The organism is Photobacterium kasasachensis (genome assembly GCF_050336885.1).
Lineage (GTDB): Bacteria > Pseudomonadota > Gammaproteobacteria > Enterobacterales > Vibrionaceae > Photobacterium > Photobacterium kasasachensis.
Genome location: NZ_JAKJSH010000029.1, coordinates 23,882 through 43,129, shown reverse-complemented (window position 1 = coordinate 43,129; position 19,248 = coordinate 23,882). Strand labels below are relative to the sequence as shown.

Below are 19,248 nucleotides of genomic sequence, written 5' to 3'. Positions count from 1 at the left end.
GTAACAATGAAGTTTTCTCAATTTTTTATATCACGGCCGATATTCGCAGGGGTCATCTCTTTGATGATCATGATTGCCGGTGCCATCGCCGTCTTTCAATTACCTGTTACCGAATATCCGGAAGTGGTTCCACCAACAGTGGTGGTAACGGCCAGCTATCCTGGAGCCAACCCGACGGTGATCGGTGACACGGTAGCAACGCCATTGGAGCAGGCCATTAATGGTACTGAAGGCATGTTGTATATGTCTTCGCAGGCCACGTCGGACGGGAACCTCAGCCTGACGGTGACGTTCGAGCTGGGAACCGATATTGATGATGCGCAGGTGCTGGTACAAAACCGGGTAGCGCGTGCATTGCCGCGGTTGCCGCAGGAAGTACAGCGTCTGGGCGTAGTCACAGAGAAGTCATCGCCGGATCTGACGATGGTGGTGCACTTAACCTCGCCTGATGATAGTCATGACATGCTATACCTGTCGAACTACGCCAACCTCAATGTAAAAGATGAGCTGGCGCGTGTTGAAGGGGTGGGTAGCGTTCGTCTGTTCGGTGCCGGTGAGTACTCGATGCGAATATGGCTCGATCCGCCTAAACTCGCTGCCCTGAATATGACGGCAATGGATGTTGTTAATGCTATCCGCGAGCAGAACCAGCAGGCTGCAGCCGGTAGTCTTGGCGCCCAGCCTACGGCCGAAAATAACTTCCAGTTGCTGATCAACCTAAAAGGCCGTCTGAGCACGGAAGATGAGTTCCGTAATATCGTGATCAAAGTCGGTGAACAAGGGCAAATTGTTCGTCTGAGCGATGTTGCACGTGTTGAGCTGGGTGCCAATAGCTATTCATTACGTTCGCTGTTGAACAACAAACATGCTGTAGCTATTCCGATTTTCCAGCGTCCGGGTTCAAATGCCATCGAGATCTCTGATGGTGTCCGCGCCAAAATGGCCGAGCTCAAAGAGAACTTTCCACAAGGCGTTGATTACTCAATTGTCTATGACCCGACAGTGTTCGTCCGTGGTTCTATCGATGCGGTAGTGAAGACACTATTTGAAGCCTTATTGCTGGTTGTCGTAGTGGTGGTACTGTTCCTGCAAAACTGGCGCGCGGCGATCATTCCTCTTGCAGCTGTTCCGGTTTCGCTAATCGGTACCTTCGCTATTATGCATGGTTTGGGCTTCTCGCTTAATGCGCTCTCGCTGTTTGGCTTGGTACTGGCCATTGGTATTGTGGTCGATGATGCGATTGTGGTGGTCGAAAACGTTGAGCGGAATATCGAAAACGGCTTACCGCCGATAGCGGCATCCAGGCAGGCGATGAAAGAAGTAACGGGTCCGATCATTGCAACTACCCTGGTGTTGGCTGCGGTATTTATCCCGACAGCATTTATGTCGGGCCTGACCGGCCAGTTCTATCGCCAGTTTGCCCTGACGATTACCATTTCGACGGTGATTTCGGCACTGAACTCGCTGACCCTGAGCCCGGCGTTATCTGCATTGCTCCTGCGCAGTAAAACAGCGCCGAAAGACGGTTTGAGTAAGCTGATTGATTGGCTGTTCGGACGCTGGTTGTTCGTTCCGTTTAACCGTTTCTTTGACTGGGGCAGTAATGCCTATTCCGGTACGGTGAAGCGAGTGATCCGTGGTGCGGGTATTGTCATGGTGTTGTATGCCGGACTATTGGCTCTGACAGGCTACCAGTTTGTTGAAACACCAACTGGTTATGTACCATCGCAGGATAAGCAGTATTTAGTCGCGTTTGCTCAGTTGCCTGACGCATCGTCGCTGGATCGGACTGAAGATGTGATCCGTGAAATGTCGAGCATTGCGCTGGCGCATCCCGGTGTTGAATCGTCGGTTGCCTTCCCTGGCCTGAACATCAACGGCTTTACCAACAGTCCAAGTTCGGGGGTAGTCTTTGTTACGTTGAAGCCTTTTGCGGAGCGTCAGGAAGAGCACCTGTCGGGGAATGCCATTGCCTGGGCGCTTAACGGTAAGTTCTCGAGCATTCAAGATGCCTTTATTGCGATCTTCCCGCCGCCACCGGTGAATGGTTTGGGGAATATCGGCGGCTTCCGGCTACAGATCCAAGATAAAGGAAATCTGGGGTACGAGGAGCTCTATGCCGTCACCCAGCAAGTGATCATGAAAGCCTGGCAGGCGCCGGAGCTGACAGGTGCATTTACCAGTTTTCAGGTGAATACGCCGCAAATTGATGTTGAAGTGAACCGTGAAAAAGCGAAAATGCAGGGTGTCTCGGTGGATGACATATTTGCCACGATGCAGATTAACCTTGGCTCACTGTATGTGAATGACTTCAACAAGTTCGGTCGCAACTATCAGGTTAATGTCCAATCACAGGATAGCTTCCGACAGGAGCCCGAGCAGATTGCTCAGTTGAAAGTGCGCAATGCCAGTGGCGATATGATCCCGCTGGGATCGTTTATTTCGGTTCATCATTCAGCTGGTCCGGATCGTGTCATGCACTATAACGGATTTACGACCGCAGAGGTGAATGCGTCTCCGGCTCCAGGATTCAGCTCCGGTCAGGCTCAGGCCGCAATGGAGAAAATTCTGGCAGAAACACTGCCACATGGCATGAGCTATGAGTGGACGGAACTGGCCTATCAGCAACAGCTGGCTGGTAATACGGCGATGTATGTTTTCCCGTTGGTTGTACTGTTGGTCTTTTTGGTGCTGGCTGCACAGTACGAGAGCCTGAGCTTGCCGCTGGCCATCATTTTGATTGTACCGATGACCTTATTGTCGGCTATTACCGGCGTGATCATCTATGGCGGTGACAACAATATCTTCACCCAGATTGGCTTTATTGTTCTGGTGGGTTTGGCTACGAAGAATGCGATTTTGATTGTCGAATTTGCCCGCGAGAAGGAACATGAAGGGTTTACCGTAAGGGAAGCTATCCTTGAAGCCAGCCATCAGCGCTTAAGACCGATCCTGATGACCTCGATAGCCTTCATTATGGGGGTACTGCCGATGGTGATTTCGACAGGTGCCGGTGCAGAAATGCGCCAGGCGATGGGGGTTGCGGTGTTCTCCGGCATGATTGGTGTCACTATCTTTGGTCTGTTGCTGACGCCGGTATTCTATGTGCTGATACGCAAATATTTAGGAAGGGCCTCCCTGAATAAAGCAGAAGAGAAAAGTAAAGTTGGGCCTGACGGAGTGATTGAGGCGAGCTAAATGGATATGTTCAGATACTGTTTGATTGCATCGGCATTGTTACTGACAGCATGTAGTTGGGTAGGGGGTGATTGTGATCCGCCTGAGATATTTGCGAGTGATTTGGCCCGCATTCAAATGCGCTCGTTAGAGCAGCACTTGTGGCAAGTTGGTGATATTGAAGCCGGCACGTTACCGAACCAGCGTATTGATGGTGGACCTCAGGATTATCGACTACTGCAGGTTGGTATGAGAGGGCAAGTACATGAGGATGATAATTGCCAGAGTGACACGCCAGTTCAACTGACGGTTGGTTCAGGGTGGATTATTGAACCGATTGGAACCAGTTTGTGTGACTATGATCCTAACAGTACTGAACACCTGGCGAGTGTCGATAGCTTATAACGGCTAGATTTTTAATCAGCAACGGGGAAGCTCCTTTATAGGTGCTTCCCCGTTTTTTATTAGATATTTGCTACCCACCGATTAACAGCAGCATCTGCTTCCAGAAGCGGGGTTAGCTCCTGTAACTCTTCACTGTAAAGAGGAGGGCGAAGCTCAGCACTCGCAATGCGCCCCTGACGTTTCATTAATGCTTTCACCGGAATTGGGTTTGCGGCGCAAAACAGGCTATTCCCCGCTTGTTGCCACAAGGTTTTGAAACTTGGTTCGGATTGGTTAGCGTCGCTAGCAAGATCAAGGCTCTGTCTGACATAGCGTGCAGTGGCTTCTGGCCAGGCATTGGCAGCCACAGAAACGAGGCCGCATGCGCCTTTGGCAATAAAATCAACGAGCAGGCCGTCATCACCACAGAAGAACTCGAGCGATGGTGCAGAGTGGTAATAGCGACTGAATATATCGGCACTCCCGCTGGCTTCTTTCACAGCCCAGGTATTGGTATGCTCTGCAAGCTGCCCCAGTACTTGCTCATCGAGAGCGACACCGGTACGAGAAGGCACGTTGTAAATCATACACGGCCAGTTGCTGGCATCAAGCAGGCTGCTAAACCATTTTCGCTGACTGGTTGCGCCGGGCTTTGCATAAAGTGGCACGGGTAAGAGCAGGGCATCAATTGGATAATCTTTCAGGAAATCCAGCCACTGTAGCTGCTGGTGTAGCTGAAAACCGCCGACACCAACCATTAAAGGTACAGAAAGTGACATATCACAAACATGCCGGACAATGGCTTGTTGCTCGTCTTGGGTCATTGCCAGTGCTTCGCCGGTACTGCCTAGCAGTAGGATCCCGTTCCCGGCGGTGTCTTGTTCCTTGGCGAGTTGGCTCAGGGTTGCAAAATCAATAGACTCGTCAGGCAGGAACGGAGTGATGAGGGCCGTCCATAATGTAGTCTGTTGCAAGCGTTCATTCCCGTAAGCGGGAGTTGTAGTGTGATTAGGCATCTCTTGTCCGAACTTGTTGCTATCCGTAAAGAGAGCTTGGTATTGCGAAGGCGCCAGGGGCTAGAGGCCACAAGAAAGGCGATAAAACACAAACACCAGAAGCTCTCCACCATAGGTGACAGTCCTGGGGATTCAGCCCCAGCAACCGATAAGTATTACTTCCAAACGCAAACCTATCTCGGCGTTAATCCCCCCTTATCTGCTGTCATTGGTATTTGGATACCTCGAACAGACTCCCTGGTTAACGCACCTCTTCTGATCCCATCATTTCGGGATGCCTTGATTCAAACATCTAACATGGCAATGTGTCAATAATGTTGTGAATATTTATGCAGAAAGAGTTTGATAAGCCGTCAGGGTGCTCGAATATACAGACTAAGAGGGCACAAAAAAGGCGCTACGTACTCGGTAGCGCCGATGCATATATTAAGGACGGGTAGGTGAGATAGTCAATGGTTCAAATGTGGCAATGGCGTTTCCACCAGCTCCCGGATGATCAACATACGAGGTATCTTGCATTAACGTATAGTAAACATCGACATAGTCATCATCATTAACTAGCAGGCCATCAGGAATGGCGGCAATGATCTTGCCTGTAATTTGCGGAATGATGGCATAAGCCTGAACCTCAGGATCCGGGATCATTTTTAGCACTTCTTCCGCTACTTTTACGAGTAATTTAGCCAGTTCTTTATAATCCGTTCCGTCATCCTGCTCCATTAAAATCATGTCGGCAGCGCCCCAGCGGTAGCGAGACCAGTGGATGGCAATCTGGTTCGGATAGTAATCCTTGTTGTCATAATCGAGGTACGGCATTTCAATCAAGTCGAGTGTCGGTTCGTCTCGGCTTGGGTTAACACCGGTAACAATGGCATAGACTTCGGCCTTGCCGGAAATCCATGGTTCCTCATCATCCGCCAAGCGAATCTTTTTGATTGCGGTTGTTGAGATTGGCGACGCTGAGCTGGTTCCAAAACTGGACTTAAGCTGTGTTTGCTGGACGGTATCGCTGTCACCCTGTATTACAGCAGGCTGACCCAGTTTTTGCATCTCAGCTTGCATTGCCTGCAGACCTGCTTTTAGCTCTTTAGCACTGTTGTTGTCGACAACAAACACAGGCACGTCAGGCATTTTGTACGCATCAAGCTGATGAAGCTGCCCGTAGATGTCGTAGGCTTCGATATATTGCCATGATTCATCATCACCTTTTGGCTCAAAGGCGAACAAAGGGCTCATGCCGTCTTTCCATTCTTGTACCATGGACTTGTCAGCAAGTCTTACTTCAAGTAGTTCATCTGTATAGGCAGAAACGCCTTTCATCGTCCTTATACTGGTATCGGCTTTGTACATTTGCTGGGTAAAAGACGACTCAGGTTCTTCGATTAGCAGTGTTGATAGCGAAATTGTTAGGTTCTGATCAGAGATTTGAGATTTAAGGGTTTGTTCAATATCTGCGTAACTGGTACTCAGCTGTTTAGCCAGCCCCTGTTTGTGCTGTGCAATGACTTCGGCATTTTGATTGGGAGATTGATTGGTAGCCTGTTCATCAGACTGGCACCCAGCCACAGTCAAAGCGAGTAATAAGCATATTGGTGTTATTTTTTTCATTGTATGCCTCTGGATAGTTTCTATTGTGTATAGAGCTAAAGCTCTATGGTTAATAGTCCGTCATGGCATAGGTCAATTCAATATAATCTCAAAAACAAAGCAAATTATTGCTGACAAGATCAAATACAGCGCCCTTCAATGGCTGGTTCTTCACCCAGATGTCACACTGAGCGTGGTTTGGCAAAACCGTTGTATTCTTTAAGGGCAGGAAGCCTAAAGGCTTTAGGCTTCCTGCTATATCTTTGAGCTGAAGGTGGATTATCGGGACTTTAATGTGTTCTTAGGATACTCGCCAAACATTCTAAAGTAGTCTTTGCTAAATCGACCTTGGTTAACCACACCATACAGACTCAATAGTTGAGCAATGTTATTGCAATTTTTAGAGGCAAGATCTTGCCTGATCATATACAAGCGCCGAATTGTCAAATATTGCTTAGGTGTAACGGAAAGCAGCTGCTTAAAGGCATATTCTAATGTTCTGATACTGCAAAAACATTGTTCAGCGATATCTGGTATTGATACATAGATGTCATGGCTGCTGTTGATATATTCAAGTGCTCTTGTGACAATGGCATGTCGTTTGTTGTATGGAATGCCTGATTTTTTTAACTCGTTGCTATCATCTATAAAGAGTATTCTTATCGCGTTGGCAATATAGCATTGTATGTCCAATACGGCCATTTCAGACAGGCTGTCGCAGTGTTTGAGCGAATAATCAATGTTTCTGAATAGCTGGTTTTTGAAATTTTGGTATGAATTTAAATTCGCCTTCCCTGATCTTACAACCTCAGACTTTTGTATCAAAGTTGAATGTAGTTCATGGCCGATATGTTTAGCCAGGAACTTGCTCTCAATACTAAAGTGGTAGCCGTTTAACTCTTGTTCAAATAAAGCGACGATTTCTTCTGATGGCGGCATAATGTACAAGCTATCATCGGCATTAACCTGTATGCCATTAACTCTTATTGCTGTGTTATTACTAGGGATCGTAAATGCGAAATGATCACTATGGCAAACACCATGAAACATGGCTTGCTTCCCTATATGAATTCTCGACAGCATAGCTTTGGGGAAGAGAACTAAATCATTGGAAAAATTGAACGTACGTCCAGATAATTGTTTCACAGTCTGATCAAGATGAGCTAAAGAGGCGGCAAACTGCTCTATATCATTATGATTCAACGAATCCTTTGTAATCATATTGGTATATTGTTATTAATGCTGAGGTCTGTTTTTGGAATGAGTATCACACTCTCATATGTAAAATGTATTGTCTATTACTAAGTTAGCACTTTGTGAAATGCGGAGCAGGAATTTTCTTGCTTATCAACAGTAAGCATATATTAACGTGTTGTTTTACTGGAAAAAACCAAGTGAAACCTCTATTTCTTGGATAAATTGTACAAAACACGCAAATTTGAGTGTCACTAATTTACTATAGAAGTTAACTGATAAATCAATTGTATATGATTATTTGTGTGATGATATTGCTCACCTCTAGTCATATTTGTCATACTTTTAAGGGTTGAATAAATAATGAACTATTAATGTTTGATGTATTTTGGATTATTTTTGGCATGCGATGGATGTCTGGATTGTTAATATTCAAACCTACAGTTTAATATGTGTGAGGAAGTACAGCCTCCATAAGTATTGTACAAAAGACGCAATTATACTTTGAACCATATATTGCCCGTAAAATATATGCTAATGTGATTGGCGTTATGATACATAAATCATACAGAGTAATGTATGTTTATGAAGGTTAAGGACAGCTATGAGTGTTGATATTACTCAATTTATTTTTGATACTTTAGAAGTGTTTTTGATTTATTGTTTTCTAGGTTATTCATTTATCGAAATTCTTTAGAGTAGCCTAGTTTGTATCTCTCCTTATTGGGTATATTTAAGATACTTAACACTCCACGCGTGATCATTTTTTAACAGTCTAATAGTATCAGTGTTTAATTCTGTCTTTGACTTTACCTGTCTATAGGTGCAGTCGAGATGATGTCGGATAGTCAGCAGAATAGCACATCTGATAGTCGGCAAACCGTTCAGGTGGAGAGGTGTAAGAAAACAAATTAATCGGATCATGGTTAAAATGACCATGAAGGAAATTGGTAGACTGTTAGGGCGGTTTCTTGTTTGTTACCTACATGATCGTGACTAATATGTGGTAAATGTTGAGCTATATATGCAAGTAGTTGCTCTTATGAATAGCTTCTATTAAGCCTGTTAGCTGATAAATATATCAGTTATAATGCGGTTATTTGTTGTCTATCTATACGACAAGCGGCGCAATCTACGAATTAATCGCTCAGGAGTTTCATGTTTTCTGGCTCAAGCCCAATAGAAAAGTTTCTATTCATGTTGCTGACTGCGATTTTCGTAGCTGCTTCTGTATTTGTCGTGAACACGGTAACTGATTTTTTTGTTGAACTGGAAATCAGTAATGAGAAGGAAAGCATTCACCAGAATCTGGCTCTAGTTCGCTCCAATATAGAAGCAGGCATTTATAAAGATACTTACCTTGCCGATAGCCTTGCAACAGTGGTTTCTATTGATTCTGATTTTGCGAAAGAGAACTGGACGACTATTGCAGGAAAACTTCTTGATAAAGCTCGTTATGTTCGTAATGTCGGCCTTGCTCCTGACAATGTTATCACTCATGTTTACCCTCTAGAAGGGAACGAGGCTGCCGTTGGTTTCGACTTCAGAACTCGTTCCGAGCAATATAAAACAGTGATGTTTGCTAAAGAGTTACAGAGTGTCTACATTGCTGGTCCTGTTGAGCTAGTACAAGGAGGCGTCGCGATAATAGCCCGTTATCCAATTTTCTCAGATTATCCTACGAACGGAGATTATTGGGGGAGTGTGAGCGTGGTCATGGACTATGAGACAATACTCGATGACTCTGGACTATCAAGCTTTGAGGGTGCAGAGATTTCGCTTCGAAAACAGAGGTTAGATGCTTCTACCGGACCGGTATTTTATGGAAAAGCAAGCACATTTGGTAATTCTGATATGGAGTTTCCAATTAACTTACCGACCGGTAAGTTGCTTTTAGCAGCAAACTATCAACTTAGAAATATTGAACAGATTCAATTTACAGAAGCTGTCGTCCGATCTATTGGCGGCTTCGTGGCTCTAATTTGCTATTTCTCAGTCGTCCTTTTGTATCGAAGCTATAAGAGTGCACACAAGGATTCGTTACATGACGAATTGACACGGATACCAAACCGTCGATTTGTTATCACACTGTTGGAGCGATTAATGGCACCTGCTGATAATAAACAGCCTTTCGCTTTGCTGTATATTGACTTAAACGGTTTTAAGTTAGTGAATGATAATTTAGGTCATGAGGCTGGAGATGAATTATTAAAGTATGTCGCAAATCGGCTTGTTGATACTGTACGTGCTTCGGATACAGTATCGCGGTTTGGAGGTGACGAGTTTATGGTAGTCCTTCGAGGGGTATCTAAACAAGAGCAGATTAAAAAGATTGTTAAGCATATATACCAATCAGTTGAGTCAGATCCTCTTGTATGGTGTGGCAATCAGATTAAACCTTCTTTAAGTATTGGCTACTCTATTTATCATGGCCAAGATATTAGTATTCAACAGATGCTTGCTAATGCAGATAAATACATGTACGAGCAGAAAAAAAAGCTTAAATATCTGACAAAGTGATTAATCGGTATAGTTCAAGCGCATGGACGATCAATTAGTCGTTATTTAGTAACTTTGCTTCTCTTTGCTCGACTAATTCTTAGTAATATACCTATTATGAGGTAGGGTGAAAGTAGAATGAGTAAGTAGTTGGCAAATATTACTAATATCTCAACAACAAGCTGATATATGTCAATTCTCATGAAAACCCCAGTCCTTTCCCAATTTTTGTTAGTACAACATTGGATTTTATTGTCGTTAGTTACATCATGATCTCGCCAATGAACTGAACACTTCACGACTCACAAACCCTTGTATTAATACCAATCTACATAAGTATTTGATCATTCTTGCTGGTTAAAATCACTTTTAACTGCGTTATGAATTTTGTCATTAGAGTAACTAGTTAGCTGCAATTCATGCCTTGTTCTAAGTGATTTTTCCTGCGCAACTATCTGAACAACTACTTATCCAGATTGGTATAACTGTCATGAAGATGAGTAGTGGTATCATCAGAAAGAATTCTAATTATAGAGATCTTCACTCTCTATCTGTAGCGCGAATAATCCAACACATGCAACCTAAAAATAGGACGGTGAATGTACCTTAGTGGTATTTTGCATGTCTGTTGAAAAGGGAATATGGCATTGACTAGGCTTCGATTAGCAAGGTAAAGAGAGACTAGCAGAGTAGAGCGAGCCTTGCAGGCTGAGTGCAGTAGACTGATGAGCACCAAGCACCGACGACTAAAAATATTCCCTAAACAGTTCAATCAGAATTTTAATTTTCTCTGGAAGAAAAAAAGCTGATGGGTAGATTAAAGTGATTTGGTGATCTGGATACTCAAAGCAAGGCATCACTTCTTCGAGTAGTCCAGCTTCAATAGCTTTTCTTGAATGAGCTTCAGGAATAAATGCAATCCCATTACCGTCGATGGCCATGGTTCTTAGCAGGTTTAGGTCATCCGATTTGACTGAAACATGGAGTTCTGAAGGAATAAGATTGGCGTTATAGCGGTTGGTCAATAGACGGTGACTTTTCAGATCTTCCATTGATGTAATTGGGAGATGTTCTGATAGGTAGTGCTTTGATGCAACCAGATGACTGCGGTAAGAAAGCAGGCTAAATTGGATATAGCTATCATCGCTCACTTTAGCGACACTCGGTAGTAGTTGAAGATCAAAGGCTTGTCGTTTCAAGTCAACACTTTCCTGGTGGTTTTCAATCTCAACGCTTATGTTTGGAAAACGGCTTGTGTATTTGGTTATGATTTCTTTGAAAGCTGACAGAGTCATGATAGCCGTCGGAATTGCAATTCTAACTGTGCCAGTGAGGCTTTGCTGCTGCTCGCTAAATACGCCTATCCCTTGTTCTAACTTGGCGATGGGCTGTGATGCCAGTTCGTACAGTTGTTTACCTTTCTCTGTCAGCTCAATGGTTCGAGTGGTGCGAATGAGGAGCTGACATCCCAATGCAGCTTCAAGTTCTTGTAATCGGCGACTGATTTTTGAACGCTGGATCTTATTGGCAGCCGCCGCTGAACTAATACCACCATGCTCCACGGTTTGAATAAACAGCCTGAGGTCGTTGAAGTTTACTTTCATTGTTCTGATTTTAGGTCATAAGTGTGCTAAATGTCATTCTACTGAATCTCAATAGCTTTCTCTATAATCGGCCGAAAATTTATATTTATGGAATTCATAATGAATGCTGATCAACAGTTTAAAAATTGGATGCGTATTCTCATTGTCTGCTTTATTCTAGTATTTGCTTATATCATTGTTGCTGATCGTCATGCCCCTTTAACAACAGAAGGTCGAGTCCTGGGGTATGTTGTTCAAGTAGCACCTGAGGTAACAGGTAAAATTACTCAGGTTTATGTTCGGAACAATCAAAAAGTAAAGCAAGGCGAGGCATTATTTGAAATAGATGATCGTAAATATACCATTGCGCTGGATAAAGCTAACTTGTCTCTAAAGTCTGCATTTGAGAAAGAAGAGACGTTATATTCGCAAAGAGAGGCTGCACAGGCCAATATTAGCCGAGCACTTGCCAGCTATAATAATGCACACCGCGAGTATCAGAGACTTGAAAAGCTATCGCAAAAAAACGTGATCTCGCAATCTAAGGTCGACAATGCTGCGGCTCAGGATCATATTGCAAGAGCGACCCTTCGAGCACAGAAGCAAAATCTTAAAGTGATTGAAGCACAATTGGGGGATGGGAAAGGTCAAAGTACGGCGGTATTGTTAGCGAAAAATATGGTTAATAGAGCGCAGTTGGATTTATCGCATACTGTTGTAACAGCACCAAGTGATGGTGTGGTTACCAACCTGCAGCTTGAAGTGGGAACGACGGCGAGGGTGAATTCACCTTTGCTCACATTTGTTCCGACAGGCTCTTTGTGGGTCGCAGCTGATTTTCGTGAAAAGTCCGTTGCAGATGTTGATGCGAACTATTCTGCGTTAGTCACCTTTGATGCAAACCCGGGAAAGGTGTATCGCTTCTCTATCGTAAGCCGAGATTACGGTGTGGCTGCAGCTCAGCAGCAACCCAATGGTTCGCTAACGCAAGTAGAAAAAAACAACCGGTGGGTGCGTGATGCACAGCGTACTCGGGTTAACCTAGATAATAATGAACGTCTGCCAAATTCACTGTTTGTTGGCTCAAGGGCAACCATAGTTCTATACCCATCAGGTAATACTTTCTGGTCACTGATGGCAAAAACTCAAGTGTATCTGGCCAGTTGGCTTCACTTTATATACTGAGTTTGGTTCTATGAAGACACTACGTATATGGTTTGGCTGTTCTTTGGGGTTGGCTCTCAGCATAATATTTGATTGGTCATATGGTTTTTTTACCATCATGTTACCGTTATTTGTGCTGGGAAAACTGGAGCGCTTTAATCTACCCATGTTGCTTATGGTGGTTGCTTCCGCTATTTGGACAACATTACTTGCTACATTCCTGATCGAGCTACTTCAGCCATATCCCATTTCTCTGACAGTTGGTGTTGGCATCATGATGCTTGTCTATTGCATTGCGATGATGAAGCCCCAAACGTATCTATTTGGCTTTATGGGGTTATTGGTCGGCTCAATTGTTCTGAATTTTGCAAGTTATGACTTTATCGATATTGAAGACTTCAATGTCAATTTATGGGTTATTACGTTGGCAAATATTGCGATATGTGCACTGGCATTTTGGTTGTTTCCTGCGGATGAGAAAGATGTTGGTTTAAGTGAAATGAGTACGCCAGTAAAGCAGGATATCGATTATATCGCACAAGTTGCTTTAGGGTGGGTTGTGTCTATGGCCGCTTTCATCGTATTTCAGGTAGCCGATCTCTACGATTCGCTATCGGCACTGGCATCGATCATTATCATTATTGCACCGATGACCCTTGCTGGTTCGATGGCTGTGGCAAAGGTGAGAATAATTGGTACTGGCTTGGGGTGTATTGCTGGGTTGGCCGTGCAATTAATATTGGGGAATTGGTTTGGTCACGGAATCATCTATTGGTTAGCATTTACTATTGCAATGGGGCCATTCTGCCACTGGCAGACCAAGGGACAAATTAAATCAGCAATAGCTTTCTCTGCAATGTCGGCACTTTCAGTTCCACTTACAACAGCTGTAATACCGGAACAGAAAGATGCTTTCTTTTCAATTTTATATCGATTTAGCTCAATCTTTATCTCGGTAACCATGACTGTAATGCTGATCTGGGTTGTTCATCATGGGATCCGCCATCTGTTATTAAAACCAGTTGGAAAAAAGTACTCTGGTATGAAAAATAATCGGTATTCACGGTGTAAGGTGAGCGCTGATTAATAAATGATCGAATAGTGTGTCCATTAATTTAACCATCGCATTGAAACCAGCCGAGAGCTGGTTTTTTTGCCAGAAATTCAGATAACTGTACCCTCGAAGCTCACTTTTTTCTTCCTATCTCTTGTTCCTTGTACTGATGCGTCGTGCGTAGTTGTCTCTGGGGAATTATCAGAGTTTAAATTATTGGTTTTCACAATTTTTTTGCCTTAAAAAGCAACAAATTGTTTCAAATTATTTCTAAGAAAGAATATATTATGTGCGCAAATGAGTGGTGGTGCATAACCATTACGAACGATAGAATAAATGCCTTTATTATCAGAGGGTTAGGAAAATTAAACTTACAATTAAAAACAAGCTAACCGCCGCAATATGCATTCCGGTGCTTATAATGAGTGGTTTTTTCATTGTAAATCTTATGAACACAGAAAAATCTGTGGTTGAGACAGAGAGAGACAATGTTAATCATAAAGTTACAAGCTTATTGAATGATAACCTAAGCGGACAGGTCGACACTGTAACCCGTTCGATAGCGTATTATTATGAGAATTCGAAACAAGAAAACATCAAGAAAGAGCTGGCTGCTGAGATAACTACGTTTAGAGGTGCAATTGAGCGAATTTATAACAACAGCGCATCACCTATTGATGGAGAAACAAGTGTTATCGCGTTTATTAACGGATACCGTTGGGATAATGGTCGTTATATCTTCGCGTATGATGCCGATACGATCATTAACAAAGCAAATGGTGCTAACGTAACGATTATCGGTACGAGTGCTTACAATGAGAAAGATACTGACGGCAAGTTTTACGCTCGAAATATTGTCAATGCAGCCAAGGCCGATACGGTTGGTTTTACCAGTTATCACTTCTTGAATCCGGTAACCCATGAAGCCGAAGAAAAGCTGACGGCATCCGTTTACTTCAAGCCTTTAAATCTCGTTATAGCAACGGGTGAGTACATCAGTACTCTCAAGCAAGATGAAATTGAGGCGGCACTTCAAACTATCAATTCCTCTAAATATGGCCAGAATGGCTACTTTTGGATACAGGACAGAAACGGGAAGATTCTGGCTCACCCTAAGGCGGCTGTTGTCGGGAAGACTATTGCTAACACAACCAAGATTGCAAATAGTATAAAAAGCAAGTCCGAGGTTTTTGTAAAAATTGAGTATGAAAACCCGACGACCCAAAAAACTGAAAACAAGCTGGCCTACGCCAGGAATATTTTCCCTGAGTGGGGATGGACTATTGCCACCGGCACTTATGAGAGTGACGTAATAAATATTCAAGAAGGCTTGACGAGCGCGACAGAAGAGATATTTACCGAAAAAGTGTACATGAGCATAACGATTGTTGCTGTACTGCTCGTGCTCTCTTTGCTGGTGGGTGTATTGGCACTTAACGCAATAGTTAAAAGCCTAGTGGTGCTTAAAGAGCGCATTGATACCTTATCTACCGGAGAAGCAGACTTAACCTCTCGGATTGACATTACGTCCAATGATGAGTTGGGAGACATCGGTCAATCGGTAAATAATTTCATTATATACTTGCAATCTATGCTTCTGGAGATATCACAAGCAACAGACCATATTACTGACGGTATCAAGCAACTTAATTCTCAGTCTGAGCAAAACAATCAAGCCTTAATTCAACACGCCTCTGAGACGGAGCAAGTAGTAGCAGCCATTACTGAAATGAGCGCCACGGCCGATACGGTCGCTCAGAGCGCCACGGATACGGCCGTTAATACCCAGAAGGCCAATGACGAAGCTGTGATGGCAAAAAATGATGTGTTTGAAGCGTCTGGAAGTATGAAGGTTCTGGTTGAAGAAGTAGGTACTGCATCGTCAAGCATTAATACAATGAACGAGAATACGCAGCAGATTGTCAGTGTATTGGGGGTGATTGGTGAAATAGCAGATCAGACTAACCTGTTAGCTCTGAATGCCGCTATCGAAGCTGCACGGGCTGGTGAGCAGGGGCGCGGTTTTGCCGTGGTGGCCGATGAGGTCCGCTCGCTTGCTGCAAGAACCCAAACCAGCACGGCTGAAATTAATGAGCTTCTGACCAAGCTGCGCCAAGACACCACCAGTGCGGTTGAGGCAATGGAAGTGACGAAATCAAGCTGTGAACGTACTGCTGAAAACGCGGAAAGGGTATCAAACAGCCTGGATGCGATGACCGGCTCAATTGTTGAAATCAATGACCTCAGTAGTCAAATAGCAACAGCGTCTGAAGAGCAAAGTTCGGTAACCGAAGAAATTAGCCGTAACATGAACAACATCCGGGAGATGGTGTCGGCACTGGCTCAGAACGGACAAGCAACCGTGGACAGTACGCAAAGCCTCTCTGCTGCTAACGCTCAACTGGGGGCACTGGTTAGTAAGTTTAAATTGCATTAACCCATTGCATGCAATTTTGTTTACCGACGACAAAACACACACTCACTATCCCTCATTAAATAATGAGGGATTTTCTGTGCAGATACGACATGGGTTGAGCCAATAAATAGCACCTTTAACCGAATGAGGGGCTTACAAGCGCTAAATACGAACCCGAATAACATAATAAAAGTGATAATTATTCACTGAGGCTAGTATGCAATTTATAAAAAATTTGAAAATTGCGACCAAAATGCTGATTTTGGTCAGCACCCTACTTGTGCTTATGATGTGTATAGCGGGCTATGGATATCTAAAGCTGTCGCAAATTGGGGAAGAGCTGAAAGGCATTACTTCTGAGGATATTCCCCTTACAGATATTGCCACCATTATTTCAACTCAGCAGTTAGAATCTGCCGTGTTGGTCGAGCGGACGCTAAGGAATGCGGGACTAAAAGATGCTGATACAGAGAGTAACCTGACATATTTCAGGCAGGCTTTCGCAGCCATGAACGCTACGATTAATAACAAGATAGATGAGGCGGAAAAGCTGTTGGCACAGGCCATGACACACGCCACATCAGAACGGTTAAAGGACGAAGAAAAGTCGCTGAGCGCTAGTTTACGGCAATTGCGCTCCCAACACTTGCAATACGAGCAGTATGTTGATGATTTGATTAAGCAGGTTGAGCGAGGCAATCTTGTCGAGGCTGAAAGTCGGCTTGCTGCTCTTGAGTCGACCCAGAAGAAACTTAACCATAATCTGGAGTTGTTTCTTGTTGATGTAGAAGTGATGACTGAGGATGCGTTGCTCATTGTTGAAGAACATGAGCATGCAGCGATCACTGGTATGATAGCTATTGGTGTGATTGCTATTCTTTTTGGTGCCGCATGCGGGTACGGCTTTACCATCACGATTACTCGTCCTCTGAAATATGCTGTAGACGCGTCAGATAAAATGGCTAATGGTGATCTTCGAGTCATTATTGATGCAGATCACAGTGATGAAACCGGTCAACTATTAAAAGCCATGAATAATATGGCCAGAAAAATGGAGATGACCATTGTACGAATTCTTCAGTCTTCTGATCTTATTGCAACTTCTGCGGCAGATATGGCTGCTGCCACGGAGCAGACCACGCAGGCAATGAATGCCCAACAACTAAACACTGAACATGTCGTTTCAGCAATGACCGAAATGTCAACAACTGTTCAGCAGGTCGCTGACAATGCGTTAAATACATCTCAGCTGACACAGACAGCCAGTGAAGAAGTGCATAAAGGAAGCCAGATAGTCGCTGAGAATCAACAGGCTGTGACTGGACTGGCAAGCCAGGTCCTAGATGCATCTGGCAAGCTCGATGAGCTAAAACTTGAAAGTAATAATATTGGTGATTTTGTTACCAGTATTACTGAAATAGCGGATCAGACCAACCTTTTGGCACTGAATGCCGCTATTGAGGCCGCTCGGGCTGGAGAGCAGGGAAGAGGATTCGCCGTTGTTGCAGATGAAGTTCGTTCCCTGGCTATGCGTACGCAGGACGCGACTTCTCAGATCCACAAACTGATAGAACAGTTACAGAATAGGGCCACATCAGCGGTAGAGGTGATGGAACTTAGCCGCCAGATGGTAGAAGAGAGTTCAGACAAAGCCGTCATTGCCAGTGAATCTCTGCAAATGCTCAATCAGTCTGTTGATGAAATTAATCATAAGAATATTGAAGTTGCCACAATTTGTGAGCAGCAGTCGGTTGCCTCTGAAGAGATTAACCAGAGCATTGTCAGTATTAGCCAGTCAGGCAGAGAAGTGCTTGGTGGTGCAGAGCAGACAGCAAACTCGGGGCAGCAATTAGCTGAGTTGGCCGAAGAGCTAAGAGAATTGATGCAGCAATTTAAAGTAAGAAAGCAGGTAGGTTAAGAGCAAAAGAAGAGATAAAACCCAGCAGAAGAGCTGGGTTTTTCGTTTGAATTGGGTTAGTCAGCATGCTGTCTATCAGTTCCCATACCAGAATGTGGCGGTATGCTGCTAGGAGTCAATATGTTGAAATTTGATCAAGGGAATGTTTGTTTTATCTTCCGAAGCGCTGCAGTAATAATTCATGATAACCATGTACTGCTCCATAGAACTGTTGGAGACTCTTTTTGGGCACTTCCCGGTGGAAGGGTGGAGTTTTTTGAAAACTCAGATGACACATTAAATAGAGAGTTGTTCGAAGAGTTGGGTGTTACAGCTTTTGTAACCCGTCACCTCTGGTACGTTGAAAACTTTTTTGAGTATTCAAATAAAAAGTTTCATGAAATTGCTAATTACTTTTTCGTCCAACTTGAGGAACCTCATCAATTTCCAATGAACGAGGTCTTCAGTGGTATCGAGTCAGACGCAGATCTTGAGTTTAAGTGGTTCCCTTTAAGTGAATTGTCGGATGTAAGGTTGAAACCAGAGTTTTTGCAGGTTGGACTTATAGATTTACCTTCAGAGACAAAGTACATCAAAGTCTGTGAGATCGTAGCATAACAAGCTGTTTAAGAGTGATTCACAACGCGTGGGATTTTCAGTTTGCGCTGGTTTTAGTGTTTAAAGTGATAGCAGCGGCTTCGGTATTTCGTTTGCTAATCGCTTAACAAAACGTTAGTTTCCCGGCACAAGTTTACAATTAAGGTTAAAAAAGAATGGTTTCATACAGAAATATGACCCAAGCAGAGTTTGTGGAATATAGGTCGTATTCAAATGAATTTAGAGGTCAAGAGCTAGCTGGCGCAAAGCAAGTATCTTATAGGGAGGGCTTACAGCTAGCGAATAAGGAACTCGATGAATGCTTACCTCTTGGGTTACAGACGGAGAACAATGTTCTTCTTTGTCTTGAAGCTGAAATGGGTGATGTTACCTATGTAATCGGCTATCTCTGGTACCTTTTAGGTGATAGCTCAGTATTTATTTATGATTTTCAAATCTTACCTGAGTATCAAGGAAAAGGTTATGGGCGCCGAATTTTTCAAGCGCTGGACAACTCATGGACCGATAGTGGCATCGAGCAAGTAGAACTATTGGTCGGGTATGATAATGAGCGAGCATTCAAACTCTATAAGGAGCTTGGTTTCAAAGCCACAGGTATTAATATGGCCAAGCAAGCAAAAAACTAACAAGCTGTATAAGAGTGATTCGTAAACCGTGGG

13 protein-coding genes and 1 riboswitch are annotated in these 19,248 nt (G+C 43.8%); of the genes, 9 read left to right on the top strand and 4 right to left on the bottom strand.

The window, feature by feature from the left end; all coding sequences use genetic code 11:
- Positions 1–6: 6 nt before the first annotated feature.
- Together L4D19_RS27340 and L4D19_RS27335 are read left to right on the top strand one after the other, a co-directional pair.
- Positions 7–3,198, top strand: a complete 3,192-nt coding sequence (locus L4D19_RS27340; RefSeq protein WP_428455024.1) for an efflux RND transporter permease subunit — start codon at positions 7–9, stop codon at positions 3,196–3,198.
- Complete coding sequence (locus L4D19_RS27335; protein WP_428455023.1) at positions 3,199–3,582, top strand: hypothetical protein; 384 nt, start codon at positions 3,199–3,201, stop codon at positions 3,580–3,582.
- A gap of 59 nt (positions 3,583–3,641) precedes the next feature.
- On the opposite strand, the gene dapA is transcribed toward L4D19_RS27335, so the two are convergent.
- From dapA to L4D19_RS27320, 3 genes are all read right to left on the bottom strand, one after another.
- Positions 3,642–4,535: a 4-hydroxy-tetrahydrodipicolinate synthase gene (gene dapA / locus L4D19_RS27330; protein ID WP_428455022.1), complete on the bottom strand. Its 894-nt coding sequence runs from the start codon at positions 4,533–4,535 to the stop codon at positions 3,642–3,644.
- Positions 4,536–4,668: 133 nt separating this feature from the next.
- Positions 4,669–4,840, bottom strand: a riboswitch (Lysine riboswitch).
- A gap of 163 nt (positions 4,841–5,003) precedes the next feature.
- On the bottom strand, positions 5,004–6,185 hold the full coding sequence (locus L4D19_RS27325; RefSeq protein ID WP_428455021.1) for a DUF3103 domain-containing protein: 1,182 nt from the start codon (positions 6,183–6,185) through the stop codon (positions 5,004–5,006).
- A 258-nt stretch (positions 6,186–6,443) separates the two neighbouring features.
- Positions 6,444–7,367 carry a helix-turn-helix domain-containing protein gene (locus L4D19_RS27320; RefSeq protein ID WP_428455020.1) on the bottom strand — a complete coding sequence of 308 codons (924 nt, stop codon included), beginning with the start codon at positions 7,365–7,367 and terminating at the stop codon, positions 6,444–6,446.
- Positions 7,368–8,516: 1,149 nt separating this feature from the next.
- On the opposite strand from L4D19_RS27320, the gene L4D19_RS27315 reads away from it, so the two are divergent.
- A complete protein-coding gene (locus L4D19_RS27315; RefSeq protein WP_428455019.1) occupies positions 8,517–9,878 on the top strand; it encodes a diguanylate cyclase domain-containing protein in 1,362 nt (453 codons plus the stop codon).
- A gap of 725 nt (positions 9,879–10,603) precedes the next feature.
- Here the strand turns inward: L4D19_RS27315 and L4D19_RS27310 are convergent.
- On the bottom strand, positions 10,604–11,461 hold the full coding sequence (locus tag L4D19_RS27310) for a LysR family transcriptional regulator (protein ID WP_428455018.1): 858 nt from the start codon (positions 11,459–11,461) through the stop codon (positions 10,604–10,606).
- A 99-nt stretch (positions 11,462–11,560) separates the two neighbouring features.
- Here L4D19_RS27310 and L4D19_RS27305 point away from each other — a divergent pair, with 99 nt between their 5' ends.
- The 6 genes from L4D19_RS27305 (at position 11,561) to L4D19_RS27280 (ending at position 19,215) form a co-directional block, all read left to right on the top strand.
- Complete coding sequence (locus L4D19_RS27305) at positions 11,561–12,625, top strand: HlyD family secretion protein (RefSeq protein ID WP_428455017.1); 1,065 nt, start codon at positions 11,561–11,563, stop codon at positions 12,623–12,625.
- 10 nt (positions 12,626–12,635) lie between these two features.
- On the top strand, positions 12,636–13,691 hold the full coding sequence (locus tag L4D19_RS27300) for a DUF2955 domain-containing protein (RefSeq protein ID WP_428455016.1): 1,056 nt from the start codon (positions 12,636–12,638) through the stop codon (positions 13,689–13,691).
- A 415-nt stretch (positions 13,692–14,106) separates the two neighbouring features.
- The gene (locus tag L4D19_RS27295; protein WP_428455015.1) at positions 14,107–16,095 is read left to right on the top strand and encodes a methyl-accepting chemotaxis protein; all 1,989 of its coding nucleotides are present in this window, start codon (positions 14,107–14,109) and stop codon (positions 16,093–16,095) included.
- Between the two features lie 196 nt (positions 16,096–16,291).
- The gene (locus tag L4D19_RS27290) at positions 16,292–17,992 is read left to right on the top strand and encodes a methyl-accepting chemotaxis protein (RefSeq protein WP_428455014.1); all 1,701 of its coding nucleotides are present in this window, start codon (positions 16,292–16,294) and stop codon (positions 17,990–17,992) included.
- 120 nt (positions 17,993–18,112) lie between these two features.
- The gene (locus tag L4D19_RS27285) at positions 18,113–18,589 is read left to right on the top strand and encodes an NUDIX hydrolase (RefSeq protein ID WP_428455013.1); all 477 of its coding nucleotides are present in this window, start codon (positions 18,113–18,115) and stop codon (positions 18,587–18,589) included.
- A 155-nt stretch (positions 18,590–18,744) separates the two neighbouring features.
- The gene (locus L4D19_RS27280) at positions 18,745–19,215 is read left to right on the top strand and encodes a GNAT family N-acetyltransferase (protein ID WP_428455012.1); all 471 of its coding nucleotides are present in this window, start codon (positions 18,745–18,747) and stop codon (positions 19,213–19,215) included.
- The last annotated feature ends 33 nt before the right edge of the window (positions 19,216–19,248 follow it).